The following is a 25,378-nucleotide window of genomic DNA, read 5'->3' on the forward strand; positions in this document are numbered from 1 at the left end:
GTTTGTCTATCGTCTTGTACCTTTCGCCTTATAAAAGCACCACATCATACTGTTCCTGATTATATTCGGCCTCGGCGCGGAACTTGATCTGCACGCCGAGAAACGCTTCGAGTTCGGCCAGCATGTCGGCCTCCTCGTCGAGCAGCATTTCGACGACTTCGTTGGAAGCCAGCACGAGCAGCTGCTTGACTTTGTATTGCCTGACCTCGCGGATGATTTCACGGAAGATTTCGAGGCAGACCGTTTCCGGCGTTTTCAACACGCCGCGGCCGCCGCAGGCCTTGCAGGGCTCGCAGAGGATGTGTTCGAGGCTTTCCCGCGTCCGCTTGCGGGTCATTTCGACCAGACCGAGCGCCGACACCTCGGAAATCTTGGTCTTCGCGTGATCCCTCTCCAGATGACGTTCGAGCGCCTGCAGCACCTGGCGCTTGTGCTCATCGCTCTGCATGTCGATGAAGTCGATGATGATGATGCCGCCGAGATTGCGCAGCCTGAGCTGGCGCGAGATCGCCTGCGCCGCTTCGAGATTGGTCTTGAAGATCGTTTCTTCGAGATTGCGGCCGCTGACATAGCCGCCGGTATTCACGTCGACGGTCGTCATCGCCTCGGTCTGATCGAACACCAGATGACCGCCGGACTTCAGCTTGACCTTCCGGTCGAGCGCTTTTTGAATCTCGTTTTCGACATTGTAGATTTCGAACACCGGACATTCGCCGGTATAGTGCTCGATCACCGGCACGATCTCGGGTACGAACACCTCGGCGAATTCAAGTAGACGGTGATAGGTTTCGGTCGAATCGACGCGCACCCGGTCGATGCCTTCCTTGTATAAATCGCGCAGCGTTCTGACGCTGAGCGGCAAATCCTTGTGGATAAACTGCTTGGCCTTCGCGCCGGCAATCTTCGCCGAAATCGCGCCCCAGAGCTTCAGCAAAAAAGTCATGTCCGCGATCAGCACCGTTTCTTCGACGCATTCGGCCGCGGTCCGGGCAATGAAGCCGCCGCAATTGTACTCCTGGCGGAACGCATCCAGGCAGGTCTTCAGACGCACTCTTTCCTCTTCGCACTCGATCCGGTGCGAGACGCCGGAATTGTTCGCATAAGGCATATAGACCTGATAGCGCGACGGAATCGAGATTTCGGTGGTCAGCCTTGCGCCCTTGCTGCCGATGGGGTCTTTGACCACCTGCACGACGATGTGCTGGCCTTCGTATAGATAATGCTCGATATTTTCGGAACCCTTTTTTTCGAGCTCCTTGCTGGACAAATCGGAAAGATGCAAAAACGCGGCCCTGGGCAGTCCGATGTCTACGAATGCGGCCTGCATGCCCGGCAGCACCCGGCACACCTCGCCCTTGTAGATATTGCCGACCAGTCCGCGCTGGCGGGTGCGTTCGATGATCAGTTCCTGCAGAATGCCGTTTTCGATAACCGCGACGCGCGTCTCGGGCGGCGTCACGTTGATTAAGATTTCTTCACTCATGTAAAACTTGGATGCCTTGTTGTAAGAGAAGTTCGGCCGTTTCGAACAAAGGCAGACCGACCACGCCGGAAAAACTGCCCGCTATCGACTGCACGAACACACTGCCGAGTCCCTGGATGGCATAACTGCCGGCTTTGTCGGCCGGCTCGGTGGTTGCCCAGTAGGTCAACATTTCCGGTTCGCTGAGCGTTCGGAAAGTCACCTCGGTCACGCTCAGCGCCTCGCCGTGCGTGCGCCCGCGCAGCGAGACCGCGCTCAGAACCCGATGGGTTTGCCCGGACAATTGGCGCAGCATCGCCAGCGCATCCGCCCTATCCTTCGGCTTGCCCATGATACGGCCGTTTAGGACGACGGCGGTATCTGCCGCCAGCACCGGCAAGTCTTTATGCAGGGCCAGCCGATGGCAGGCCGCCGACTTTTCGGCCGCGATTCTGCGGGCATAGTCCGCCGGCGCCTCGTTGGCGTTCGGCGTTTCGTCGATGTCGACCGGCCAGACCTCGTAAGCAATGCCGATCTGATCCAGGAGCTCGCGTCGGCGCGGCGAGGCCGAGGCCAGGATGATTTGCGCCTTTTTCATCCGCGATGGTAGGGGTGGTTGTTCAGGATGCTCCAGGCTCGGTAAAGTTGCTCGGCCACGACGATCCGCACCAGAGGGTGTGGAAAGGTCAGATTCGACAAACACCAAGATTCGCGCGCCGTGTTTTTGACCGCATCGGCCAGGCCTTCCGGCCCCCCTATCAATAAGGCGATATTTCGGCCGCTTTCGAGCCAGCGTTTCAAAGACACTGAAAGTTCCGGCGTGGACCAGGGCTTGCCGGCCAGATCGAGCGTGACCGAATGACAATTGGCCGGCATCGCGGCCAGCATCCTGTCGCCTTCGTCCTTCACGATACGGGCGACATCACAGTTCTTGCCGCGGTTGCCCGGCTGAATTTCCTTCAAAATCAATTCGCATTCCCGCGGCAGCCGCTTCGCGTATTCGTCGTAACCCTGCTGCACCCAAGCCGGCATGCGGTTTCCTATCGAAATCAGATGTATTTGCATCGGTGCAGCATACAGAGAAGACGCGTCTGATGCAATAAGGCCCGAGCCAACGTAATTTGGCGGCAAACCAGACCGGCAACAGACACCAAAATTTAAGTCGATTGTAAAGCATTTGAGCTAGACTAAGGAAATAGTCCCATCTAGCTGATTAAATCAGGGACATGAGTATGCCTCAGGCATTACCGGCAAGCCGGCAGACACATTCTTTACACCGCCTGCCTGTCTGGATAAGACGGCATTTGAGGCCGATGAAAAATTCGCGAAAATAGGCTGCCGCAATCGATCAGGATTTTTAGCATAGCTAATAATAGAAGTTAGATTAAAATAACCAACTATAAGCTCATATAAAAACACAGCCTTATCTAAAAACCTCTAGGAACGCTTGCCAGGAAAGCCTATTTTTACGACTAACGAATAGATGCCCCAATCCAAAACATTATGCTAAACTTAAGAAAGCATAGGATAGATTTTTCCGGATAGGATAGCCCTATCCTTTGATACCATTGATTTTAAACGCTTGGAGAGTCAAATGAAGAAAGTTAGCTCATTGGTTTTGCTCTTTTCTGTTTCGCTTGCGACACCAAGCTTCGCACAAACCCCGCAAGCGGTCGAAAGCGATGGCTATGATGTGATGATGGATATATTTCTGCGGCCGGCCGGCATCGTCGGCACGCTGGTTGGCGCGGGCCTGTTTGTGGGCCTAAGCCCCATCACCGCACTGGCCGCCATCCCTGCGCCCCACGATGCATTTGAAAAACTGGGCAATACCATCGTCTGCAAGCCGTTCAAATATACCTTTGAAAGACCGGTAGGCGATTATGAATATGACAAGGACTGCACACGTAAGGCCCCCGCGCCGATGCCGGTGGCGCAACGCGTCGAACCGCAGCCCGCCCCGGTGCCGCCGCCAGCCGAGCCACCCAGCGTCAACAAAAAACTGGATGCCATTTTTAAACGCGAAATGATGAAGTAATCTTTGGGTGCTGGGCACAAGGTCCGGGGCGGCAGTCTTCGGGCCTTGCGCCCTGTTCCTGATTATTCGACCAACACCACCGCCTGCACCGCAATCCCTTCCTTACGGCCTTCGAAGCCGAGCTTCTCGGTCGTGGTGGCCTTCACATTGATGCAGTCGACTTCGGTCTCTAAATCTTCGGCAATGTTTCGGCACATCGCGGCAATATGCGGCGCCATTTTCGGCGCTTGCGCGATGATCGTGATGTCGGCATTGACCAACCGGTAGCCCTTGTCCCGCACGACGCCATACACATGGCGCAGCAATACGCGGCTGTCCGCGCCTTTGAACTCAGGATCGGTGTCCGGAAAATGCTTGCCGATGTCGCCCAGCGCGGCGGCGCCGAGCAGCGCATCGGCCAGCGCATGCAGCACCACGTCGCCATCCGAATGCGCTTCGAGCCCTTTCTCGTAAGGAATCGTAACGCCGCCCAAAATGATGTGATCGCCCTCATTGAAGCGGTGCACATCATAACCCTGCCCTATTCTCATCTATCTATTACCTATCGTATTCAAAGGATTTATTTTACAGTCGCTGTCACCAGCAAACCGGCTACCGGCTCACCGCGCTCCATTCTCAGAACCACAGTCCGCCGCGACAACAGGGTAAGACCACAAGCCTCCAGCGCCTGAGTCACATAATCCGAATCATGCGAATAGCGGCCGTGATGGTTTAACTTAAAGTCCCGGCGCTCGCCGTCCTCGATTTTTTCCAGCGTAAAGACCAGACAACCTCCCGCCTTCAGCGCCTTGCCGGCCGCCCCAAAAAAAGGCCGAAGTTCGCCGAAATAGCAGAGGGTATCGGCCGAAACGATCAGGTCGAATGCCGCGGCATAGCGTCCGATATACTCGACCAGTTCGGCTTCCGCCAATTCGTCGTAAAGGTCGCGGCCCTGGGCTTTATGTAACATCGCAGGCGATAGATCGACGCCGATCAACTGGCGCGCATACGGTTTTAAATAAACGCCGCATAATCCGGTTCCGCAGCCGGCATCCAGCACGAAAAGCCGGTTTTGCGCTTCGGGAAAAATTTCGGCGACCGCCTGCGCGGTCAATTCGGGCGCGCGATAGTCGAGCCTCTGTAAGACTTCGTCGAAACTGGCGGCAAAGCCGTCGAAGGTTTGCTGAATATAAGCATCCGATGCGCGCTCGGGAATATCGGCGCCGATACTGGCGGACAAATAATGTTTCGCGATCGGACTGCCAGGATCGACCTCCAGCCATTTGCCCAACACTTCTGCGGCAGCATCGAACTGGCCCTTGAGATGCCACATCTGCCATAGGCTTTCATAGGCGTCCTTTTGCTTCGGCTTCAACGCTATCGACTGGAGATAGACCTCCGCAGCTTTCTGGATTTCATTCTGATCCTGATAGCTGTTGCCTAGGTTGTGCAGAAAATCGGCATTATCCGGGGCCAGCGAGAGCGCTGTTTGCAGCATCCGCACTGACTCTTCCAGGTCGCCGGTTTTCCTGAGCACGACACCGAGATTATTGTATGCACCGGCATGCTCCGGCTCCAGCGCCAGCACTTTACGATAAATCGCGGCGGCTTTTGCCATATCGCCGGTCTCTTTGTAAATATTGCCCAGATTCATCCGGGCATCCAAATACTGGGGATTCATCCGCAAGGCCCGCTCGATACGGGCAATCGCCTCAGAGCTGCGTCCGCGCTGATGCAGCAGCACGCCGAAAAAATGCAGCGCATCGGGATTCGACGGCTGGGTTTTCAACACCGCACGGTAGATTTTTTCAGCCTCGTCCAGGCGTCCTTGCCGATGGGCGTCGATAGCGAGTTTGAGCTTTTCGGCTGTGCTGTGGATTTTTGGCCCGCTATGTCGCATAAGTGAAAACTCGTGGATTCAGCGTGGAGGATTCTTTACGGAGCCGCTTGTTGCTCCAGATAAAATGTTGCCAGCGCCAAGTCTTCGGGCCGGGTGATTTTGAGATTGTCGGGCCGGCCTTCGACGATTTTTGGCTTGAGGCCCTTCAACTCCAGCGCGCTGGCTTCATCGGTAATCATCGGATTGCCTTCGGCTTCGATCAGCGCGGCTCTCAACATGCCGTAGCGAAACATCTGCGGCGTCAACGCGCGCCAGATATGGCGGCGGTCGAGCGTGCCGACGATCGCATTGCCCTGCACGTCTTTCAACGTATCGTGCGAGGACAGCGCCAGGATGCCGCCGACCGGGTCATCGGCCAGGGTATCGATTAATTGATGAATGTCTTCGGAGGTGATGCAGGGCCGCGCCGCATCATGCACCAGCACCCAGTCGTTGTCATCGGCGCGGCCCTGCAGCGTCTTCAACGCGGACAGCACCGAATCGGCCCTTTCCTTGCCGCCGGGAGCGGTCACGATCCGGGGATCGCGCGCTAATTCGAGTTCGGGCCAGTAAGGGTCTTCCACCGAAATCGCCACCGCGACCACGGAGAATACCTCGGCGCCCAAGAGGCGGATCAGGGTTTGCTCGATCACCGTTTTGCCGGCCAGTTCGAGATATTGTTTGGGGCGGTCGGACTGCATGCGCTTGCCGACGCCGGCCGCGGGCACCACGGCCCAGAATTTGAGTGCTTGAGTCATCAAGAGGAATTAAATCGCGGCACAGACTGGCCGCCGTATCGGATCGACAGGCGATGCGCCAAAGCTCATTCACCCGGTGGATTCATTAGGGTTTTTTTTCGATCACCTGAAAAAAAGTTTCGTCTTCGCGAATCATGCCCAACTCATCGCGCGCACGTTCTTCGATCGCTTCCTGCCCTTTATGCAGGTCCTTGACTTCCGCATAAAGCTTCTCGTTGCGCTGCCGTTTTTCCTCACCCAATTTCTTCAATTCCGCCAGGCGCTGTTGATAGGCGCGCGTCTCCTTCAGACTGCCGTCGCCGAGCCACAGGCGGTACTGGAAATGAATGATCAGCAGGATGATGACCGCAACGAGAAATTTCATGGCATTCCGTCTCAAGGCACGGCACAAGGCATCAATGCCCCGCCCGCGCCTTGATTCAAAGTTTTACAGCGATTTGAATGCGCCGCGGCCTGCGTAACGCGCCACGCCGCCCAACTCTTCCTCGATCTTCATCAGGCGGTTGTACTTGGCGACACGGTCGGAACGGCTCAGCGATCCGGTCTTGATTTGTCCGGTGCCGGTCGCGACGACCAGATCGGCGATCGTGGTGTCTTCGGTCTCGCCGGAACGGTGCGAAACGACCGCCGAGTAGCCGGCTTTTTTCGCCATGTCGATCGCGGCCAAAGTTTCGGTCAGGGTGCCGATTTGGTTCACCTTGATCAGGATCGAGTTTGCGATGTTTTGCTCGATGCCGCGTTTCAGGATTTTCGGGTTGGTCACGAACAAATCGTCGCCGACCAACTGGATGCGGCCGCCGAGCTTTTCGGTGATCAGTTTCCAGCCGTCCCAGTCGTTTTCGTCGAAGCCGTCTTCGATGCTGATGATCGGATATTTATTGACCCAGTCGACGAAGAAATCGGCCATTTGCGCCGAGCTGTATTGCTTGTTTTCGGACGCCAGATCGTAGACGCCGTCTGAATAGTATTCGGACGCCGCCGCATCGAGACCCAGATAGATGTCGACGCCTGGCTTGAAGCCGGCTTGTTCGATCGCTTGCAGGATCACGCTGATCGCTTCTTCGTTCGAAGACAGATTCGGAGCGAAACCACCTTCGTCGCCGACTGTGGTCGCGAGGCCTTTGGACTTCAGCACCTTGGCCAGGTTGTGGAACACTTCCGCACCGTAGCGGATCGCTTCACGGAAGGTCGGCGCGCCGACCGGCAAAATCATGAATTCCTGCAGGTCGACGCTGTTATCCGCATGCGAACCGCCGTTGATGATGTTCATCATCGGCACCGGCATTACGAATTCGCCGGTTTTGTTCAGATAGCGGTACAAAGGCTGCTTGCTTTCCTGCGCCGCCGCACGCGCCGCCGCCATCGAGACCGCCAGCAAGGCGTTGGCGCCCAGGCGCGATTTCGATTCGGTGCCGTCCAGTTCGATCATCTTGTTATCGATACCTTCCTGGTCGGCCACGTCGAAACCGATGATCGCGGAACGGATTTCGGTCTTGACGTTGTTCACCGCGTTCAAGACGCCTTTGCCGAGGTAGCGGGATTTGTCGCCGTCGCGCAATTCGATCGCTTCACGTTCGCCGGTCGAAGCACCGGACGGCACCATCGCGCTGCCGACGACGCCGGACGCCAATACTACATCGGCTTCGACGGTCGGGTTGCCGCGCGAATCCAGGACTTCTCTTGCACGAATATCTACTATTGCAGCCATTAATGTTTCCTTAGATTGTTGTTTCTATCAGGCTTTGGCTTTTCACCGCCTGATCGATGGTTAATAAAACTTCGAGTAATTCTTTGATTCGGTGCATCGGCCACGAATTCGGGCCGTCGCTCTTGGCCTCGGCCGGATTCGGATGCGTTTCCATGAACAGGCCGGAGATGCCGACCGCGACCGCGGCCCGCGCCAATACCGGCACGAATTCGCGCTGGCCGCCCGAGCAACTGCCCTGCCCGCCCGGCAACTGCACCGAATGGGTCGCATCGAACACGACCGGACAGCCGGTATCGCGCATCACCGCCAGCGAGCGCATGTCGGAGACCAGGTTGTTATAACCGAACGAGACGCCGCGTTCGCAGACCATGATCTGCTCATTGCCGGCCGCCTTCGCCTTGCTCGCGACATTCGCCATGTCCCACGGCGCCAGAAACTGGCCTTTCTTGATGTTGACCGGAATGCCGCAGGCCGCAACGCTCTGGATGAAATTGGTCTGCCGGCACAGGAAAGCCGGGGTCTGCATCACGTCGACGACTTTCGCGACTTCTGCAAGCGGCGTGTCCTCGTGCACGTCGGTCAACACCGGCACGCCGATCTCTTTTTTGACTTTCGCCAGGATTTCGAGCCCGCGCTCGACGCCGAGGCCGCGGAAGCTTTCATGCGACGACCGGTTGGCCTTGTCGAACGACGACTTGTAAATAAAAGGAATGTTCAGTTCCTGCGTCACTTCCTTCAGATAGCCGGCCGTATCCAGCGCCAGTTGCTCGCTTTCGATCACGCAGGGACCGGCGATCAAAAACAACGGCTTGTCGAGGCCGACTTCAAAACCACATAATTGCATGAATGTTCTCAATCTGTAGGGTGGCAGCGCTTTACTGCCCACCTTTAAAAGTTTAAAAACGGTGGGCAGAAAAGCGCTGCCCACCCTACTCCTACATTGGCCTACGCTTGCGCCACCGCCTTCTTATGCTCGGCCGCCGCGATCACGAAACCCGAAAACAACGGATGCCCCTTGCGCGGCGTCGAGGTAAATTCGGGATGGAACTGGCAAGCCAGGAACCACGGATGATCGGCGATTTCGATCACTTCGACCAGGCGGCCGTCGATCGATTTGCCGGAAAAGCGCAGGCCGGCCTTTTCGAGCTTGTCGAAATACTGGTTATTGAATTCGTAACGATGGCGATGACGTTCGGTGATCACGTCTTTCTGATACAGCCTGAACGCCAGCGAATCGGTCTGTAGGCGGCATTGCTGGCCGCCGAGGCGCATCGTGCCGCCCAGGTCGGAATTTTGATCGCGCGTTTCGATCCTGCCGGCTTCGTCCATCCATTCGGTAATCAGACCGATCACCGGGTGCGGCGACTTCGGCAGGAACTCCGTGCTGTGTGCGCCTTCGAGCTTCGCCACATCGCGGGCGAATTCGATCACCGCGACCTGCATGCCGAGACAGATGCCGAGATAAGGTATCTTGTTTTCGCGGGCATATTTGACCGTCGCAATCTTGCCCTCGACGCCGCGTTCGCCGAAGCCGCCCGGCACCAGGATCGCATCGACGTTTTTGAGCGCGCCGACGCCTTCGTCCTCGATCATTTCCGAGTCGATATAATGGATCTTGACCTTGTTGCGTGTCCGTATGCCGGCATGAATCAACGCTTCATTCAGCGATTTATACGCATCGGTATGATCGACATATTTGCCGACGATCGCGATATTGACTTCATTCGTGGAAGTCGTCAATGCATCGACCACGTTTTTCCATTCGCTCAAATCCGCAGGCGGCACATTCAGCCGCAATTTATTCACGACGATGTCATCGAGCCCCTGCGCATGCAAGAGCAGCGGAATCCGGTAGATCGTGTCCGCGTCGACCGCCGAAATCACCGCCTTTTCCTCGACATTCGTGAACAACGCGATCTTGCGGCGCTCGGCGACCGGAATGGCCTGCTCCGAACGGCAGATCAAAATGTCCGGCTGGATGCCGATCGTACGCAGTTCCTTGACGGAATGCTGGGTCGGCTTGGTCTTGATCTCGCCGGCCGATTTGATGTAAGGCACCAGCGTCAAATGAATGAACAGCGAGCGTTCCGCGCCGAGATCGACGCGCATCTGCCGTATCGCTTCGAGAAACGGCAACGACTCGATATCGCCGACCGTGCCGCCGACTTCGATCAGCGCGACATCCATACCCTCCGCGCTTTGATAGACGCGGTTCTTGATCTCATCGGTGATGTGCGGAATCACCTGCACGGTCGCACCGAGATATTCGCCCTTGCGCTCGCGGCGCAGCACGCTGTCGTAAACCTGACCGGTGGTGAAGTTGTTCTTCTTGGCCATCGTGGTCTTCAGGAAGCGCTCGTAATGCCCCAAATCCAGATCGGTTTCGGCGCCGTCCTCGGTCACAAACACTTCCCCGTGCTGGAAAGGGCTCATCGTGCCCGGATCGACGTTAATATACGGGTCCAGCTTGGTCATGGTCACTTTCAGGCCGCGCGCCTCCAGGATGGCTGCGAGCGAAGACGCCGCAATGCCTTTGCCGAGAGAGGATACGACCCCGCCGGTGATAAAGATATATTTGGTCATGTAGATGTTTGCTTCGGATTGGAACAGATGACTGGTATCAGAAGGTTGGCTATTTTAGCACCAAATGGGCCTTATCGTCTTTAGCGATTTCGCGGGCGAAAAGATCAATCCCGGCGCAAGACGAAACGGACGCAATCGTTCTGATCCTGCCGATAAAATTCGGCGCTGATCCAGAGATCGGCGACCGCGGCCAGTTTGTCGTCAAGATAAATCAGCGGCATCGCCTCTCTTTGCCACGGCGGGATGCCGATTTCCTGATACAGTTTTTTCAGGCTGTGGCGCCCCTGACGTCCCGGCAACGCGATGATCTCGCCGCCGCGACGAAACTTGACGGCCACGCTTGACTGCCGCCAAACCGCCTCGGGAATCCCCGACATCGACCGAACAAGGGACAGCGTCAGGCGTTGGCCGATTATGACCGCCTCCCGATTCTTCGGCCAGTCAAGATCCTGTAAAAGCTCGCCCTGATCGCCCTTGAGGCAATACAGCCTGTCCCGGTAGCGGCGGATTTGACAGCCCTGCCCGCAAAGCACCGGATCGCCATTCACGCCGGCGCCGATCACCTGGTCGAACAACTGCGCCTGGAATGCCTTTGAGGGCATTTTCAAGCCCATCCGCCCAAACCAATGCCGAATGATCAGCTGCCGCCGCGGCAAATCGAACGCGTTCAGCCGCTCGATACTCAGGGTATTATCGCTTTCCTGGTAAACCTCTGCGAATGACTCGGCGGCAATATCAGCCAGCATCGCATAGGCTTCCGCACAATGGCCGGCCGCGCGCGCCACGGTCTGATCGCAGGACGGCCAGCGCTGTTTCAACAACGGCAGGACCTCTTGACGCAAAAAATTACGGTCGTAAACGCTCTCGTGATTGCTGGGGTCTTCGACCCAATGCAACTGCTGCGCCGCCGCATAATCATCGACCAACTGTTTCCGAACATGCAGCAACGGCCTGAGCAGCGTGCCCCGACCGAACGGCAGGCTGGCCGGCATGCCTGCGAGCCCGAGCAGGCCGCCGCCGCGCAATAATTGCAGCAGGACCGTTTCCAGTTGATCATCCTGATGCTGCGCGACCAGCAACACATCGCCGGACGCCATCACCGACTGCAATGCCGCGTAACGCGCGTTCCTAGCCGCCTCTTCCGGGCTTTCGCCGGACTTCGGATGCGCATCGACGCGAAACAGCAGAAATTTGACGCCGAGCGCGCGCGCGGTAGCTTCGGCATGACTCGCCCAGGCTTCGGCCTGGCTTTGCAGGCCGTGATGCACATGCAGCGCGGTCAGTCGGTCGCGCAACGCCGGGTCCTGGGCGCACAGATGCAGCAGCACATGCGAATCGACGCCGCCGCTATAAGCAAGAAAGATTTGCCCGGAGGACGCCTCGCACGATTCGAGCGCAGACTCGATCAGCCGAGGCGTCAGCATATGAAAAAAATCCCGAGGAACAAGCGCCCGGACAGCATCCGGACGTAAACGATGCCGCTTATTTAACCGGCTCTTCGATGAAAGCGCCGAAATTCATCAGACGCTGATAGCGTTTTTCGAGCAGTTCGTCGAGAGAGAACTGTTTCAGTTCTTCCAGATGGCGCTGCAAGACCTCCTTCAAATTGGCCGCCACGCCCTCAAAATCCCGATGACAGCCGCCGACCGGCTCCCGCACCACTTCGTCGAGCAAGCCCTGCTCGCGGATGCGGTCGGAGGTGATCCCCATCGCTTCGGCCGCGAGCTGCGATTTATCGGCGCTTTTCCACAAGATCGAGGCGCAACCTTCCGGCGAAATGACCGAATAGGTGCTGTATTCGAGCATGATCAGCCGGTCGCCGACGCCGATCGCCAAGGCGCCGCCGGAACCGCCTTCACCGGTCACCGTGCAGATGATCGGCGTTCTGAGCCGGGCCATTTCGAACAGGTTTTTCGCGATCGCCTCACTTTGCCCGCGCTCTTCCGCGCCGATACCGGGATAAGCGCCCGGAGTGTCGATCAGACAGATCACCGGCAATTTGAAACGCTCGGCCATCTTCATCACGCGCAAGGCTTTGCGGTAGCCTTCCGGACGCGGCATGCCGAAATTGCGGTAAATCTTTTCCTTGGTGTCGCGGCCTTTTTGATGGCCGATCACCACCACCGGCTGATCATCGAAACGCGCCAGGCCGCAGACGATCGCCGGATCATCCGCATAAGCGCGGTCGCCGTGCAGCTCATGAAAATCGGTGAACATCAGTTTGATGTAATCGAGCGTATAAGGACGCCCCGGATGCCGGGATAACTGCGAAATCTGCCAATCTGACAGATTCGAGAAGATCGACTCGGTCAGCGCGCGACTTTTCTCTTCCAGTTGCTGGATGGCATCGGAAATATTGATGTCATTATCGAATTCCACATTACGGAGCTCTCTGATTTTGGCTTCCAGTTCAGCAATGGGTTGTTCGAAATCGAGAAATTTTAAATCCATGGCGCCTTGTAAAATGGTGGTCTAGGTCGGTAAATGAAAATGCCGGCAGACGAAAAAGGCCGCCAGCCATCGAAAGATTATACCCGAAGCGATAATCTAACCGCCAATAAATCCCGCGCCCCCGCATCGACAGCCCGATGAATCCTGCTGCTGACAAATCCGCCCCCAAAAAAAGCCCCCGCCGCAAGCGAGTCGCGGCAGGGCCGGGGTTGACAACCGGAGAACCCTGCGGCTCACCGGCTGATTAACGGGATTAACGCGGATATCCGTAGGGTTGCTGCTGCGGGTAGCCTTGCTGTTGCGGATAACCTTGTTGCTGCGGGTAGCCCTGCTGTTGCGGATAACCTTGTTGCTGCGGGTAGCCCTGCTGTTGCGGATAGCCTTGTTGCTGCGGGTAGCCCTGTTGTTGCGGATAACCTTGTTGCTGCTGCGGGTAGCCTTGTTGTTGCGGACTACCTTGCTGAGCGCCGGCATTATTGTTCGCGACGATCGCGAGCTCGACGCGGCGGTTTTGCGCCTTGTTTTCCGCAGTCGTATTCGGATATTTCGGCATACTCTCGCCCATGCCTTGCTGCTTCAAACGCGAGAAGCTGACGCTGTGCTGGCTCAAGTAATTAGACACACTGGCGGCGCGTTTTTCGGACAGCCGTTGGTTATAAGTATCCGAGCCATCGCTATCGGTATGACCGGTCACGGTAATCGTCGAGTCAGGATATTGATTCAAAATACCGGAGACGGTATTCAAAGCCGACTGCGCATGCGGCGTCAAGGTGGCCGAATCGTAAGCGAAGGTAACGCTTTCCGGCATATTCAGGTTCAAGGTATTCTCGGCCGTTCTTTGCACCTCGATGCCGGTTCCCTGCAAGGACTGCTCCATTTCCTTCTGCTGATGATCCATATAAGCGCCCACCGCCGCGCCCACCACGCCGCCGGCCAAAGCCCCAAAACCGGCGTTTTTCAAATCGTTGCCGCCAAATGCGGTGCCGATCGCGGCGCCGGACGCAGCACCTATGCCGCCGCCCATCGCAGCCTTGCTGAGTGAGGACTGGCCGGTATAGGGGTCAGTGACGCATGCAGTCAGCAGCACAGAGCTGATTGCGGTGATTAAAAGCGTATTTCTCATGTTTTCCTCGGTCTTGAGTTGAAATAAAACGACCATCTAATGAAGCCAAAAACCGCAGTTAGAAAATCAATAACTGCATTGTCTGGCCGAAATTTTCAAAAAAATTTTGCATGGGTATAGTAACAGAATCTAAACGGACCCTGAACAGTAGCCCGCGACCTAACTGTGACGAAGGAATTATCGATAGGGATTATAATAACTCTTCTGTTGATTATCCTTATGATCCTTATAAGCGCCAGCCGCAGCACCGACAGCGCCACCGGCCAAAGCCCCGTAACCAACGTTCTTCCAGTCATTGCCACCGAAGGCGGCACCGATCGCCGCGCCGGCGGCCGCGCCCAAGCCGGCGCCTTTCGCGGTATTGCTGAGCGAGGATTGACCGGTATAGGGGTCAGTGGCGCATGCAGTCAGCAGCATAGCGCTGATTGCGGTGATTAAAAGCGAATTTCTCATGTTTTCCTCGGTCTTGAGTTGAAATGAAACGACCATCTAAATAAAGCCGAAAACCGCAGTTAGAAAAATAATAACTGCCCGGTCTGGCCGAAATCTTCAAAAAAGTTTTGCTTTATCATAGCAGCAGAATCTAAACGGACGCTGAACAGCCGCCCGCAAGCCTAACTGTGAGCAGTTGTTGGAACATTAATCAGTCCTCTTCTTAACCGGTGTACGCCGGCAGACGATCAGACCAGCGGTTTACCGCGCGCAAGCTTGGGCAACTCGCCCGCGATGCCCATCGCGCTGCGCATGACCAGGTTTTTGGCGGGTAAAATCCGCTCGGCCAACCCCAAGCCGAGATTGCGCAAAAATTTGACCGGCAGCAGATCGTTGCTGAATACGCGGTAAAACGCATCCATCACCGTCATCATTTTCAGGTTTTCGTTCCTGCGCATTTTTTCGTAGCGTTTCAGGACGGTCATTCCGGCGATATCCTCGCCTTTCTGATCCGCATCGAGCAGCACTTCGGCGAGCGCCGCCGCATCGAGAAAGCCGATATTGACGCCCTGCCCGGCCAGCGGGTTGATCATATGCGCGGCGTCGCCGACCAATGCAACGCCGGGCTTCACATAATCCTGCGCATGCTGGCGCTTCAACGGAAAACTCGCCCGGCCCAGCACCTTGTTGATCTTGCCGAGACAGTCGGGGAAGGCATTTTGCAGTTCATTCAATAAGTCGTCGTCGGACAATGCTTTCAAGCGACCGACCTGATCGGGCGAGTTATACCAGACGATCGAGCCGTAATGGCCGGTCAGCGGCAAGAAGGCCTGCGGTCCGCTCGGCACGAAGCGCTGCCAGGCGATGTCCTGCTGGCCGTAGGCAGTTTCGACATAGATCACCAAGGCATGCTGTTTATAATCCCAGCCGGTCACGCCGAGACCTGCCGCCTGTCTGACCCTCGACTGGCCGCCGTCGGCCGCGACCAGGACGCGCGCCGACAAACGCCGGCCGTCCGCCAGTTCAAGCTCGCTCGCCTTGCCCGGCTCATAGTGGATTTTGTCCAGATTGACCCGGTAGATGACCTCGACATTATCGAATTCCTGCAGGCGCTCCAACAGCGCCAGCTGCGTCACCCTGTTTTCGACTATATAACCCAATTCGCGTGCGCCGATATCGTCGCTGCAAAATTCGGTATCGCCGGCCGTTTCCCAGACCCGCATGCGCCGAAACGGGCAAAGCCGCCGGTTTTCGATACCCTTCCAGGCGCCGACCGCGGCCAGGATGTTTTTGGAGGCGATGCTGAGCGCGGAAACGCGCAAATCATGCGGCTGCTCCACTGAAAAGGGCTCGGGCGGCGCACTTTCGATCACCGCGACTTTCAACGAACTGCCGCCCAAACCGCAACCGACCGCCGCGCCGACCATGCCGCCGCCGACGACTACCACATCAAAATCTTCTTTCATAACGAGTGTATCTGTCTCTCTTAAATTGACCGCGCCCAAACTGCGGCGGGAACGCCCCCATCCTGTTTCGATCCGACTTTACAGCGGCATTAAGACATTGTCCAATAAATATTCTATGCCTCAACGATACGCCGTCGCACCGCTCGACAAGGTAATACGCGCAAAAAACCGGCATCGATGCGCAGCGGCTATTTTGCGGATCATTCCCGAAACGAATCCGTATCGAATCAATGACAAATACAGACAAATCTGTTAGTATTGGCAGGTTTCGCTAGATGAATTCATCAGCAAAGAAAATGTCATAACGACTCAATGCGCCGGTTTTTTTGCCCGGCTTACGCTATCGTGCATTGAAAACAAACGATCAATGACTGCCGCCGTCGCGGCATGATTAGGACGGGCCGAACCATGAAAAAACATTCCCGAATGAACAACCAGCAACCCTTGCTCTATGATGCCGATTTATCGCAGGACAGCTGCGGCGTGGGTTTCATTACCCATAAGCAAAGCATACAGACGCATGACATTTTAGTCAAAACTCACGAAGCCTTGTGCACGATCCCGCACCGGGGCGGCATGAGCGCGGAAGGCGTTGGCGACGGCGCCGGCGTGAACGTCGATCTGTCGCTGAAATTCTTCCGCAAGATTACCGGATTGAATGATCTGGAACTGGGCCAATTTGGCGTCGCGAACTTCTTTTTCCCGGAAGATCACGACCATTACGATTCGATCACCACAGAGCTGATCGAGCGCCATTTTCAAAGCGCGAAGCTGCCGATCCTGTTATGGCGCAATGTCCCGGTCGACAATTCGGTCCTGAATGCCGCCTCGGTCAAGGCCCAGCAGCCGATCAAGCAGGTCGTGTTCGGCCGCCCGGAACAGCTGCATGCGGCCAGCCATGATGAATTCGAGAAATACATTCAGGCCGCGCTGCTGGATCTCGAAAAGGAAGGTTTTACCCGCCCCGAATTAAACGGCTTTTATCCTTTGTCGATGAGCTCGCGCACCCAGGTGTACAAGGGCCGGCTGAATTCGTTCGAAGTGATTCCGTATTTCAAGGATCTGTACGACACCGATCACGAAGTCAACACGCTGTTTTTCCACACCCGTTTTTCGACCAATACCGCGCCGGCGACGATGATGGCGCAGCCGTTCCGCTACATGGCGCACAACGGCGAGTTGAACACCGACAAGAAAAACCGCTTGAGCGAAAACGCGATCGCGCGCCAGCACAACAAGCACATTTGTTTTCCGTGCGGCCAATCCGATTCCGGCCGTCTGGACCAGACCTTGACCCGCAGGATCAACGAAGACGATCTGGACATCGTGACCGCAGTGCTCGCGATGATGCCGCCGGCCTGGGAAAACGACACCACCCTGTCGCCCGAAGTGCGCGCGATGCTTGAATATTTCAGCCTCTACGAAGAAAAGAACGACGGCCCGGCCGCGTTGATCTTCAACGACGGCGTCCGCGTCGGCGCGCGCCTGGACCGCCTGGGCCTGCGCCCCTTGCGCTCGGTCGAAACGAATGAATATCTGGCCGTGATGTCCGAAGCCGGCCAGATCGACTTCCCGCCGAAAGACGTCTTGACCCGCGGCCGCATCGAAGCCGGCGGCATGCTCTATTTCGACCACAGCACCGGCGAAAAATACAACAGCCATCAGGTGATGGAGCGGCTCGCGAAGGAAAAAGACTACCAGGCCCTGCTGAAACAGCGCAGCCTGCATCTGTCCGAGTTGCCGAAGGTCGAGTTGTCCGAACTGAACAACGACCACGCATTGAATATCGACCAGCGCCATACCGCCTATTCGCTGAATCAGGAAAGCTTCAAGTTCCTGCTCGACCCGATCCTGCAGGCGGGCGCCGAAAAAGTTTCCGCGATGGGCTACGGCCTGGCGCCTAACGCCTTGTCGAGTGCCGAAGGCGGCATGTCGCGCTATTTTAGCCAGCGTTTTGCGCAGGTCACCAATCCACCGCTCGACTCGATCCGCGAGAGCGACGGCATGACGCTGCGCGTCGCGCTGGGAGCGAAGCCGACCTTCTCGGACGAATACAGCAAGCAATTGGTGATCGACTCGCCGATTTTGCAGCGCACCCAGCTCGAACAGATCCGCCGCCAGACCCAGGTCAGCACGGTGACTCTGGACATGGTGTACCGGCCCGATTTCAACGATGCGAAGCTTAACGAAGACGCACTCGAAGCCGCTTTGTTAAACGTCTGCGCACAGGTCGAACAGGCCGCCCGCAGCAATACCGGCATCATCATCCTGAGCGATGCGAGAATCAGCCGCGAGATGGCCGCGATCCCTGCCTTGCTGATGGTCGCCGCGGCAAACCAGCATCTGGTCAAGATGGGGTTACGCTTCAACTCGTCGTTGATCGCCGAAACCGGCCAAGCGGCCAGTCCGCACGATGTCGCGACGATTCTCGGCTTCGGCGCGTCCGCGATCTGCCCGATCAGCGTCTATAACCGCGTGATCACCGATTTCGCACCGGCCGACCATCAGAAAGCGCTGGATAAATTCCAGAAAGGCGTCGAAAAATCGCTGATGAAGACGATGGGGAAATTCGGCCTGTGCACCGCCGAAAGCTACATCGGCGGCGAGTTTTTCGAATCGAACTATATCGACACCGAAGAGCCGAAACTGGCGCCTTACTTCCCGAACATTCATGCCTCGGTCGGCGGCGCGCGCTATGCCGACATCGCCGCCAGCGCGGCCGAATGGCATCATAAAGCGCTGAACGTCCGGGAAGAAAAAGACATTCCATTCCTTGGCCTGTTCAAGGAGCGTCAGGACGGAGCCGGCCATTCCTACGGCAATACCGCGGTCCGCGAATACATCAACATGACCGACGAGCCGATCCTGTATATCCCGGAGGACAAATCGCCGGAAGCCTCCGACACGGCCTATACCGATTTCGGTTATACGAAGCGCACGCCCGAACAGATCGACGGCTTCGGCATTACGCCGGCCTACCGCAGCTTCACGAAGAATCTGTACCTGGAACGCGACTCGCGGCCGGCCGCATTGCGTGACATCATCGACTTTCCGGCCGATGTGACCGGAGCTGAAACCTCTGCCGATTTCGACCGGATTTTGGGCAAGCACAACCTGCGCGGCAATATCAATTATTTGATTCGCGGCCTGAGCGTCTGCAAAACCGGCGAAGACAGTTTCACGGTCAGCCTGAACGGAAACTCCACCGCACCGCGTCTGGAACAACTGGCCGAGCATTTCAAAAACCGCTTTAAGGGCACGTCGTTCACGGTCGCGGTCGAAAGAACCGCGCTGAAATTGAAGCTGGCCGACACCGGCAGCCTGTTGGCCAATTACCTGAATACGATACAAGCGACCCGCGATCCGATCGCCTTGTCGGAAGTCCAGCCGGCGCATCAGATCACCCCGACCTTGGCGTCCGGCGCGATGAGCCACGGCGCGCTCTTGGCCGAGGCGCACGAAGCGGTCGCGCAAGGCTTCAACATCGTAGGCTCCTTGAGCAACTGCGGCGAAGGCGGCGAACATTCGAGCCGTTTCAACACCCTGCGCTCCTGCAACATCAAGCAGTTCGCGTCCGGCCGTTTCGGCGTCTGGGCCGGCTATCTGGCCGATCCGAACCTGCGTGAGATCGAAATCAAGATCGCGCAAGGCGCAAAACCCGGCGAAGGCGGCCAATTGCCGGCTCCGAAAGTCTCGGTCGAAATCGCGGCATTGCGCGGCGGCACCCCGAGAGTCGAACTGGTCAGCCCGCCTCCGCACCATGACACCTACTCGATCGAGGATCTGGGTCAGTTGATTCATGACGCGAAAGCCGCACGTGTGAAGGTCGGCGTCAAGCTGGTATCGTCCGAAGGCATCGGCACGATTGCGGTCGGCGTCGCGAAAGCCGGCGCGGACGTGATTAACGTCGCCGGCAACACCGGCGGCACCGGCGCGGCGGCGGTGACCAGCTTGAAAAACAGCGGCCGTTCGCCCGAAATCGGCATCGCCGAAGTGCATCAGGCACTGTCGGTGAATGGCCTCCGCGACAAGGTGGTTTTGCGTTGCAGCGGCGCGCATCAAAGCGGCCTCGACGTCGTCAAATCGGCGATTCTGGGCGCAGATTCGTTCGAATTCGGCACCACCGCGTTGATGATGCTGCGCTGCGTGATGGCGAAAAACTGCAACATCAAGTGCCCTGCAGGACTCACCACCGCGCACGAAGAATTCAAGGGCGATCCGCGCGTGTTGGCGCAATACCTGATGAATCTGGCGCACGAAGTCCGCGAAATCCTCGCCGTCTTGGGCTACAAGAGCCTGGCGGAAATCCGCGGCCAGACCGACCTCTTGCACCTGATCGAGCATCCATCATTGATCGGCCAGGTCGATCTGACCAAGATGCTGGCCTATGCCGATGTGGTCAAGATCGCGAAGCCGATTTACCTCGAAGCGAACTTCGGCATCGACGACAAGATCATCGCAAAGGTCAAGGCGGAACTGATCGACAAGGGCCAGACCCAGGTCGTGATCGAAGGCGGCGAGTTCAAGCTGAACAACCGGCACAAGACCGTCGGCGGCCAGGCCGCGATCGATATCGAGCGCATGCTCGCCTATCAGTTGTCCGACGAGCAGCTGGCGAAGACCAAACCGGTCTATCTGAACCTCGGCAAGGGCCACCGGGCCGAAGGCCGCCGCTATCTGGCGCCCGACAGCGTGGTGATCCGCACCACCGGTGCGGCCGGTCAAAGCTATGCGGCCTTCATGAACGACGGCATGCGCATGGAGCATCTCGGCACCTGCAACGACGGCGTCGGCAAATCGGCCTGCGGCGGTCTGTTGATCGTCGAGTCTCCCGGCGGCGGCGTCAAGACGCCCGGCAACAACGTGCTGATCGGCAACTTTGCCCTGTTCGGCGCGACCGGCGGCAAGGCCTTCATCAACGGCGAAGCCGGCGACCGTTTCGCGGTGCGCAACTCCGGCGCGATGGCGGTCGTCGAAGGCGTCGGCGATTTCGCCTGCGAATACATGACCAACGGCGCGGTGCTGAACATCGGCGGTTTCGGCAAGGGTTTCTGCAACGGTATGTCCGGCGGCAACGCCTATCAATATGATCCGGAAAACCGGCTCGAAAACCTGTATGACAAGTCGTCGGTCGAACTGCACCGGCTGACCGAAGACAGCGACACCGCACGCGCGCATGAACAGTTCGTGCTGGCGATGCTCGAACAGCATGCCGACTACGCGAATTCGAGCAAGGCGAAAAAACTGCTGGACAACTGGGCGAGCGAACGCGAGCATTTCAAGTTCGCGCTGCCTTTGTGGCTGAACAAGACGCAATCGGCGACGGACCTGCAAAAAGCACTGGACCGCAAGGAAATGATCGAGGAATTGTCGATCGAACTGGCCCGCCGGCAAATCGAGCAAGTCAGCGACGCCTATCGGACCGCCAGCCCGCTGTTCGGCGGCGCGATTCCGGCCTACGGCGCGACCGACACCGCGCTGACCTTCAAATTGGTCAACAGCTTCATGGTGCTGGAAAAGGCGCAGCAAGTCGCGCAGGACCTGCTGAAGCATCTGCCCGAAGCTCAACGTAGCCAAGGCCGGATCGAACAGGCCGCACACAAGTTGATCGTCGAGCGTCCGCGTAAATTGCAGGATACGCTGGTCAAGACCACCCGCGAAGCCTACAGCAATTATACAGACGAGCAACTGGCCTGGCTGCTGGCGGACAAGCGTCTGAATGACTATAAAACCGCGCTGATCAACCGCTCGGTGCAAAGCATTTATTCGATCGGCTCCACCGCCTGGATCATCGAGCAAGACCAGGTCAACAAAGCGGCGCTCGCCGGCATTCCTTCGATCGAGGAATATCTGGCCAGCCTCGCGGGCCTCAGCATCGTGCAAGGCATGTTGAACGAACAAACGGCCTGATCTCACCCGCAGTCGCATCGCGTTGCGTCCCCCCGGATACCGGGGGGACCCTGATTTTTATTGATTCAACATTTAAACGGAAATGAAAACACCGCAAATTCCTTTCGACGGTCCCTATAGCGAAAGCCAGCGCGCCTGGCTCAGCGGCTTTTTTGCCGGCATGCACACGCACATGATCCAAAGCGCAGGCGCCGCCCAACAAACCGCCAGCCGCGTAATCAATATCCTGTACGGCAGCCAGACCGGCACGGCCGAATCGGTCGCGAACGACGCCGCCGGCATCGCCAAGGCGCACGGCCTCAAACCGGTCGTCAAAGGCATGGATGAAATCGAAGCGGACGCGCTGGCCGGGATGGAGTATCTCTTGGTGATCACCAGCACTTACGGCGAAGGCGAAATGCCGGACAATGCGCAGATGCTCTGGGATGCGGTCAAAAGCGATGCGATGCCGCGTCTCGAAACCCTGCAATACTCGGTGCTCGCGCTCGGCGATACCAGCTACGATCTGTTCTGCAAGGCCGGCAAGGACTGGGACGAAAGACTCGCAGCACTCGGCGCGCAGCGCATCTACGATCGCACCGACTGCGATGTCGATTTCGAAGAACCCGCCGAAGCCTGGATCAAGGCGGTCATCCCGTTCATGTCCGGCGGCAGCACGACCGCGACGGTCGTCGAAGCCGAAGCGCCAGCCGAAAAATCGCAATATAACCGGAAGAACCCCTTCCCCGCCAAGATGCAGGTCAACCGCTGGGTGACCGCGCCGTCATCCTCGAAGGAAACCCGGCATTACGAGATTTCGATCGCGGGCTCCGGGATGACTTACGAGGCCGGCGACGCCCTGTGCGTGGTGCCGACCAACTGTCCGGAGCTGGTTAAGGATATCGTTGATGCAATCGGCTGCAACGGAGATGAAAATGAATTTGTCCACGGCGACCTGATGCCTTTCGCTGAAGCCTTGCGCACCCAGTTCGAAATCAAGACGCCGAGCAAGGAGCTGATCGAGGAAATCGCCAGCCGCTCCGGCAACAAGGAATTGAATGCGCTGCTCGAATCCGGCGACAAGGACAAGCTGGCCGATTATTTATGGGGCCGCGACACGCTGGACCTGCTCCGGCAAAACCCCGGCTGCGAATTTTCCGCCGCCGAATTCATCGAATTGTTGAAACCGTTGCAGCATCGCGCCTATTCGATTTCATCGAGCGGCAAGAAATATCCCGACTCGGTGCATCTGACCGTCGCAAGCGTGCGTTATGACGGCTTCGATCGCCAGCATAAGGGCGTTTGCTCGACCTTCCTGGCCGATCTGGTCGATGACACGACCGAAGTACGTTGTTTCTTCACCCCGAACAAGGTATTCCGGGTGCCGGACGACAACAGCCTGCCGATGATCATGGTCGGCCCAGGCACCGGCCTCGCGCCGTTCCGCGCCTTTTTGCAGGAACGCGAATACCGGAAGGCTTCCGGCAAGAACTGGCTGTTCTTCGGCGACCGCAACGCCGCGACCGATTTCATGTACCGCGACGAAATCGAAGCGATGCAGGCCAGCGGCCTGCTGACCCGCCTCGATCTGGCCTTCTCGCGCGACCAGGCCGAAAAAATCTATGTACAGGACAAGATGCGCGAAAACGGCGCCGAATTGTTCGCCTGGCTCGAACAGGGCGGCTATTTCTTCGTCTGCGGCGACGCCTACCGGATGGCGAAGGACGTCGACAAGGCGCTGCATGACGTGATCGCCGAACACGGCAAGTTCAGCGAACAGCAGGCGATCGATTACGTGAACCAGCTGAAAAAGGACAAACGCTACGTCCGCGACGTGTATTGATCACCCCTTGCGTGCAAACCCATGCAGGAGCGGCGTTAGCCTCTCCTGCATGGGAGCTGCAAAATCAGAAAGGGAATTTTGGCATAAGCATTTTTCGACTCATTTATCGCCAAATCCTATGATCAAAATCGCCTTGTCTCTCTTCATCGCCGCGCTGGCGCTGTTTTTGACCGCGGAAGCGTTTTCCGCGCTGCCGCTGCTTGACTATCTCGCCAAAGCTTTTTACCCACTCGGGGCATTATCCCTGCTCGCCTCGTTCGCCCTGCTGTTCGCCGCCCTGCTGCTGCTCGCCGGCAAACACATCCTGAGAGGAATCTACCGCTATTTTTCCGGAATCGAGCGTAGGCAACGCCGGCTCTGGTTCGTTCAAGGGAAACTCGACCGGGAACAGCGCTTATTTTTTCACCGCCGCCAGCAAACCCGTTATTTTCTCGACGCCAAAATGCGACGGCTCACGCAGGCGAACAACCGTAAGCACAGCCATTCGCTGGCCAAGGCGATCGACAGCGACCTAGCCGACATCAAAGCGCGGGTTTCGGCGGATCAATTCAAGGCCTGGCGCCGGCAAAATCACGCTTATCGCCGGCAGGCGAATATCGAAGGCCTGATTGCGCTGCAACAAACGATCATCACTCACCGCGAGCATGCATAACTTATCGAAATGGCTGCTCGGTTTCGTCGATCTTTGGCATTCGGTCAAGGGCCGTAATCTGCACTGGAACCGCGACAATCAGGCCGAGCTGGCACAATTGCGGCAGGAACGCATCCTGGCCGAAAAAGCGCTCGAAGCCGAACTGAAAAAGCACAGCGTGCAGCTGGAGCATGAAATTAATCTGTTAAAAACCCGGCACGATGCGGAACTGTCGATGTACAAAACCCGCTGCAAACAGGACATCAAGGATTACCAGCACTATCTCGACTCGCTCGATCAATTGAAAAAGTCGATCCAGAGCAGCTATACACATTTGCCCGAATCGGTCGCCTTGACCATCCACCATCATGCCAAGCATCTGCTGCATAACATGTGGGAGGCCGAGGACTATGAACAAAAGATTCGCTATGAAATGCAGCTGATTCAGTTCATGACCGCGGTGCATGAAGACGCGCGCCTGCACCTCGAAGATGCAAACACCGGCAATCTGCCGGAAAGCACGCTGAAATTGATTCGAAAAAATTAAAAGCCGGTATATATCAATCCATTCTTATATTAACGTTTTGTTATCGTTGCCAATTTCAGATGACCTGAGATCAGTTTTCATGATCTAATAAGTGTGTTGCGTGCAGCAACACACTGAAGTTGAATTCCAATATTATTGAAAAAAGCCTCGATCCTAACCTTCTGATCGCAGCTCTCGATCTCAATCATCAGCCGCGTTCATTGGAGACAGGATTGATCACCTAGAACAATGAAGAGGAAAACGATCATGAAAAAAATAATAACCGCCGGCGCCGCTGTCTTGTTATTCGCCTGTTCGGCCGCGTTTGCCGAAGAACATGCCGCCGCCGCACTCGAACATGCCCAAGCGGCCGTCGAACACGGCAAGGCCGGCCATCCGAAAGTGCTGGTCGAACATGCCAGCGCCGCGCTGGAACATGCGCTCGCCGGCGCTATCGTCGATAAGGGGCTACAAAAAGAGCATCTGGAAGCCGGCGCCGCCGAGCTCGAGGAAGCGATCACTCACGGCAACCTGGGCCATGCACCCGAAGCGACCCAACATGCCGAAGCCGCGGTAACCCATTTCAAAGCCGCACAATAAGCCCCGCAGC

The 25,378-nt window shown here is 57.1% G+C and carries 20 protein-coding genes and 1 pseudogene; 6 read left to right on the plus strand and 15 right to left on the minus strand.

Features of this window, described 5'->3' with window-relative positions:
- Positions 1-28 precede the first annotated feature (28 nt).
- Genes rng through rlmH form a run of 3 tightly spaced genes read right to left on the minus strand, consistent with a single transcriptional unit; the run spans position 29 to position 2,527 of the window.
- Positions 29-1,483, minus strand: a complete 1,455-nt coding sequence (rng, locus tag METLA_RS0107530; RefSeq protein WP_024297960.1) for a ribonuclease G — start codon at positions 1,481-1,483, stop codon at positions 29-31.
- Entirely contained in the window at positions 1,476-2,060 is a 585-nt protein-coding gene (locus tag METLA_RS0107535; RefSeq protein WP_024297961.1) for a Maf family protein, read from the minus strand. Before METLA_RS0107535 ends, rng begins: the two co-directional genes overlap by 8 nt.
- Positions 2,057-2,527 (minus strand): 23S rRNA (pseudouridine(1915)-N(3))-methyltransferase RlmH, encoded by a 471-nt coding sequence (rlmH, locus tag METLA_RS0107540; protein WP_024297962.1) that lies wholly within the window; start codon positions 2,525-2,527, stop codon positions 2,057-2,059. Before rlmH ends, METLA_RS0107535 begins: the two co-directional genes overlap by 4 nt.
- A gap of 529 nt (positions 2,528-3,056) precedes the next feature.
- Here rlmH and METLA_RS0107545 point away from each other — a divergent pair.
- Entirely contained in the window at positions 3,057-3,500 is a 444-nt protein-coding gene (locus METLA_RS0107545) for a hypothetical protein (RefSeq protein ID WP_024297963.1), read from the plus strand.
- A gap of 62 nt (positions 3,501-3,562) precedes the next feature.
- On the opposite strand, the gene ispF is transcribed toward METLA_RS0107545, so the two are convergent.
- The 12 genes and pseudogenes from ispF to METLA_RS0107605 form a co-directional block, all read right to left on the minus strand.
- Positions 3,563-4,030, minus strand: coding sequence for a 2-C-methyl-D-erythritol 2,4-cyclodiphosphate synthase (gene ispF, locus METLA_RS0107550; RefSeq protein WP_024297964.1), 468 nt, complete (start codon positions 4,028-4,030; stop codon positions 3,563-3,565).
- Between the two features lie 29 nt (positions 4,031-4,059).
- Complete coding sequence (locus METLA_RS0107555) at positions 4,060-5,379, minus strand: tetratricopeptide repeat protein (protein WP_024297965.1); 1,320 nt, start codon at positions 5,377-5,379, stop codon at positions 4,060-4,062.
- A 35-nt stretch (positions 5,380-5,414) separates the two neighbouring features.
- Entirely contained in the window at positions 5,415-6,116 is a 702-nt protein-coding gene (gene ispD, locus METLA_RS0107560) for a 2-C-methyl-D-erythritol 4-phosphate cytidylyltransferase (RefSeq protein ID WP_024297966.1), read from the minus strand.
- 85 nt (positions 6,117-6,201) lie between these two features.
- Positions 6,202-6,480 carry a cell division protein FtsB gene (gene ftsB / locus METLA_RS0107565; RefSeq protein WP_024297967.1) on the minus strand — a complete coding sequence of 93 codons (279 nt, stop codon included), beginning with the start codon at positions 6,478-6,480 and terminating at the stop codon, positions 6,202-6,204.
- A 63-nt stretch (positions 6,481-6,543) separates the two neighbouring features.
- Complete coding sequence (gene eno, locus METLA_RS0107570; protein ID WP_024297968.1) at positions 6,544-7,824, minus strand: phosphopyruvate hydratase; 1,281 nt, start codon at positions 7,822-7,824, stop codon at positions 6,544-6,546.
- A gap of 10 nt (positions 7,825-7,834) precedes the next feature.
- A complete protein-coding gene (kdsA, locus tag METLA_RS0107575) occupies positions 7,835-8,668 on the minus strand; it encodes a 3-deoxy-8-phosphooctulonate synthase (RefSeq protein ID WP_024297969.1) in 834 nt (277 codons plus the stop codon).
- Between the two features lie 101 nt (positions 8,669-8,769).
- Positions 8,770-10,407, minus strand: a complete 1,638-nt coding sequence (locus tag METLA_RS0107580) for a CTP synthase (RefSeq protein WP_024297970.1) — start codon at positions 10,405-10,407, stop codon at positions 8,770-8,772.
- 104 nt (positions 10,408-10,511) lie between these two features.
- Positions 10,512-11,831, minus strand: a complete 1,320-nt coding sequence (gene tilS / locus METLA_RS0107585; RefSeq protein ID WP_024297971.1) for a tRNA lysidine(34) synthetase TilS — start codon at positions 11,829-11,831, stop codon at positions 10,512-10,514.
- A gap of 58 nt (positions 11,832-11,889) precedes the next feature.
- On the minus strand, positions 11,890-12,858 hold the full coding sequence (gene accA / locus METLA_RS0107590) for an acetyl-CoA carboxylase carboxyl transferase subunit alpha (protein ID WP_024297972.1): 969 nt from the start codon (positions 12,856-12,858) through the stop codon (positions 11,890-11,892).
- Positions 12,859-13,111: 253 nt separating this feature from the next.
- On the minus strand, positions 13,112-13,981 hold the full coding sequence (locus METLA_RS0107595) for a YiaD family glycine zipper/OmpA-like lipoprotein (RefSeq protein ID WP_024297973.1): 870 nt from the start codon (positions 13,979-13,981) through the stop codon (positions 13,112-13,114).
- Between the two features lie 201 nt (positions 13,982-14,182).
- Positions 14,183-14,434 (minus strand): annotated as a pseudogene (locus METLA_RS20755) (YMGG-like glycine zipper-containing protein); the annotation flags it as partial.
- A 227-nt stretch (positions 14,435-14,661) separates the two neighbouring features.
- Positions 14,662-15,879 (minus strand): UbiH/UbiF/VisC/COQ6 family ubiquinone biosynthesis hydroxylase, encoded by a 1,218-nt coding sequence (locus tag METLA_RS0107605; protein ID WP_024297975.1) that lies wholly within the window; start codon positions 15,877-15,879, stop codon positions 14,662-14,664.
- Between the two features lie 408 nt (positions 15,880-16,287).
- On the opposite strand from METLA_RS0107605, the gene METLA_RS0107610 reads away from it, so the two are divergent.
- From METLA_RS0107610 to smbP, 5 genes are all read left to right on the plus strand, one after another.
- Positions 16,288-21,789 (plus strand): glutamate synthase-related protein, encoded by a 5,502-nt coding sequence (locus tag METLA_RS0107610; RefSeq protein ID WP_024297976.1) that lies wholly within the window; start codon positions 16,288-16,290, stop codon positions 21,787-21,789.
- A gap of 82 nt (positions 21,790-21,871) precedes the next feature.
- A complete protein-coding gene (locus METLA_RS0107615; RefSeq protein WP_024297977.1) occupies positions 21,872-23,611 on the plus strand; it encodes a sulfite reductase subunit alpha in 1,740 nt (579 codons plus the stop codon).
- Between the two features lie 118 nt (positions 23,612-23,729).
- Complete coding sequence (locus METLA_RS0107620) at positions 23,730-24,263, plus strand: hypothetical protein (RefSeq protein WP_024297978.1); 534 nt, start codon at positions 23,730-23,732, stop codon at positions 24,261-24,263.
- Positions 24,256-24,789: a hypothetical protein gene (locus tag METLA_RS0107625; protein ID WP_024297979.1), complete on the plus strand. Its 534-nt coding sequence runs from the start codon at positions 24,256-24,258 to the stop codon at positions 24,787-24,789. The genes METLA_RS0107620 and METLA_RS0107625 overlap by 8 nt, the downstream gene beginning before the upstream one ends.
- 246 nt (positions 24,790-25,035) lie before the next feature.
- The gene (smbP, locus tag METLA_RS0107630; RefSeq protein ID WP_024297980.1) at positions 25,036-25,368 is read left to right on the plus strand and encodes a small metal-binding protein SmbP; all 333 of its coding nucleotides are present in this window, start codon (positions 25,036-25,038) and stop codon (positions 25,366-25,368) included.
- The last annotated feature ends 10 nt before the right edge of the window (positions 25,369-25,378 follow it).

Source organism: Methylomicrobium lacus LW14 (assembly GCF_000527095.1).
In the GTDB taxonomy this organism is placed as follows: domain Bacteria; phylum Pseudomonadota; class Gammaproteobacteria; order Methylococcales; family Methylomonadaceae; genus Methylomicrobium; species Methylomicrobium lacus.

Excerpts from the sequence above, each read along its gene's own strand:
- rng (WP_024297960.1), bottom strand. The coding sequence starts at position 1,483 with ATGAGTGAAGAAATCTTAATCAACGTGACGCCGCCCGAGACGCGCGTC.
- METLA_RS0107535 (WP_024297961.1), bottom strand. The coding sequence starts at position 2,060 with ATGAAAAAGGCGCAAATCATCCTGGCCTCGGCCTCGCCGCGCCGACGC.
- rlmH (WP_024297962.1), bottom strand. The coding sequence starts at position 2,527 with ATGCAAATACATCTGATTTCGATAGGAAACCGCATGCCGGCTTGGGTG.
- METLA_RS0107545 (WP_024297963.1), top strand. The coding sequence starts at position 3,057 with ATGAAGAAAGTTAGCTCATTGGTTTTGCTCTTTTCTGTTTCGCTTGCG.
- ispF (WP_024297964.1), bottom strand. The coding sequence starts at position 4,030 with ATGAGAATAGGGCAGGGTTATGATGTGCACCGCTTCAATGAGGGCGAT.
- METLA_RS0107555 (WP_024297965.1), bottom strand. The coding sequence starts at position 5,379 with ATGCGACATAGCGGGCCAAAAATCCACAGCACAGCCGAAAAGCTCAAA.
- ispD (WP_024297966.1), bottom strand. The coding sequence starts at position 6,116 with ATGACTCAAGCACTCAAATTCTGGGCCGTGGTGCCCGCGGCCGGCGTC.
- ftsB (WP_024297967.1), bottom strand. The coding sequence starts at position 6,480 with ATGAAATTTCTCGTTGCGGTCATCATCCTGCTGATCATTCATTTCCAG.
- eno (WP_024297968.1), bottom strand. The coding sequence starts at position 7,824 with ATGGCTGCAATAGTAGATATTCGTGCAAGAGAAGTCCTGGATTCGCGC.
- kdsA (WP_024297969.1), bottom strand. The coding sequence starts at position 8,668 with ATGCAATTATGTGGTTTTGAAGTCGGCCTCGACAAGCCGTTGTTTTTG.
- METLA_RS0107580 (WP_024297970.1), bottom strand. The coding sequence starts at position 10,407 with ATGACCAAATATATCTTTATCACCGGCGGGGTCGTATCCTCTCTCGGC.
- tilS (WP_024297971.1), bottom strand. The coding sequence starts at position 11,831 with ATGCTGACGCCTCGGCTGATCGAGTCTGCGCTCGAATCGTGCGAGGCG.
- accA (WP_024297972.1), bottom strand. The coding sequence starts at position 12,858 with ATGGATTTAAAATTTCTCGATTTCGAACAACCCATTGCTGAACTGGAA.
- METLA_RS0107595 (WP_024297973.1), bottom strand. The coding sequence starts at position 13,981 with ATGAGAAATACGCTTTTAATCACCGCAATCAGCTCTGTGCTGCTGACT.
- METLA_RS0107605 (WP_024297975.1), bottom strand. The coding sequence starts at position 15,879 with ATGAAAGAAGATTTTGATGTGGTAGTCGTCGGCGGCGGCATGGTCGGC.
- METLA_RS0107610 (WP_024297976.1), top strand. The coding sequence starts at position 16,288 with ATGAAAAAACATTCCCGAATGAACAACCAGCAACCCTTGCTCTATGAT.
- METLA_RS0107615 (WP_024297977.1), top strand. The coding sequence starts at position 21,872 with ATGAAAACACCGCAAATTCCTTTCGACGGTCCCTATAGCGAAAGCCAG.
- METLA_RS0107620 (WP_024297978.1), top strand. The coding sequence starts at position 23,730 with ATGATCAAAATCGCCTTGTCTCTCTTCATCGCCGCGCTGGCGCTGTTT.
- METLA_RS0107625 (WP_024297979.1), top strand. The coding sequence starts at position 24,256 with ATGCATAACTTATCGAAATGGCTGCTCGGTTTCGTCGATCTTTGGCAT.
- smbP (WP_024297980.1), top strand. The coding sequence starts at position 25,036 with ATGAAAAAAATAATAACCGCCGGCGCCGCTGTCTTGTTATTCGCCTGT.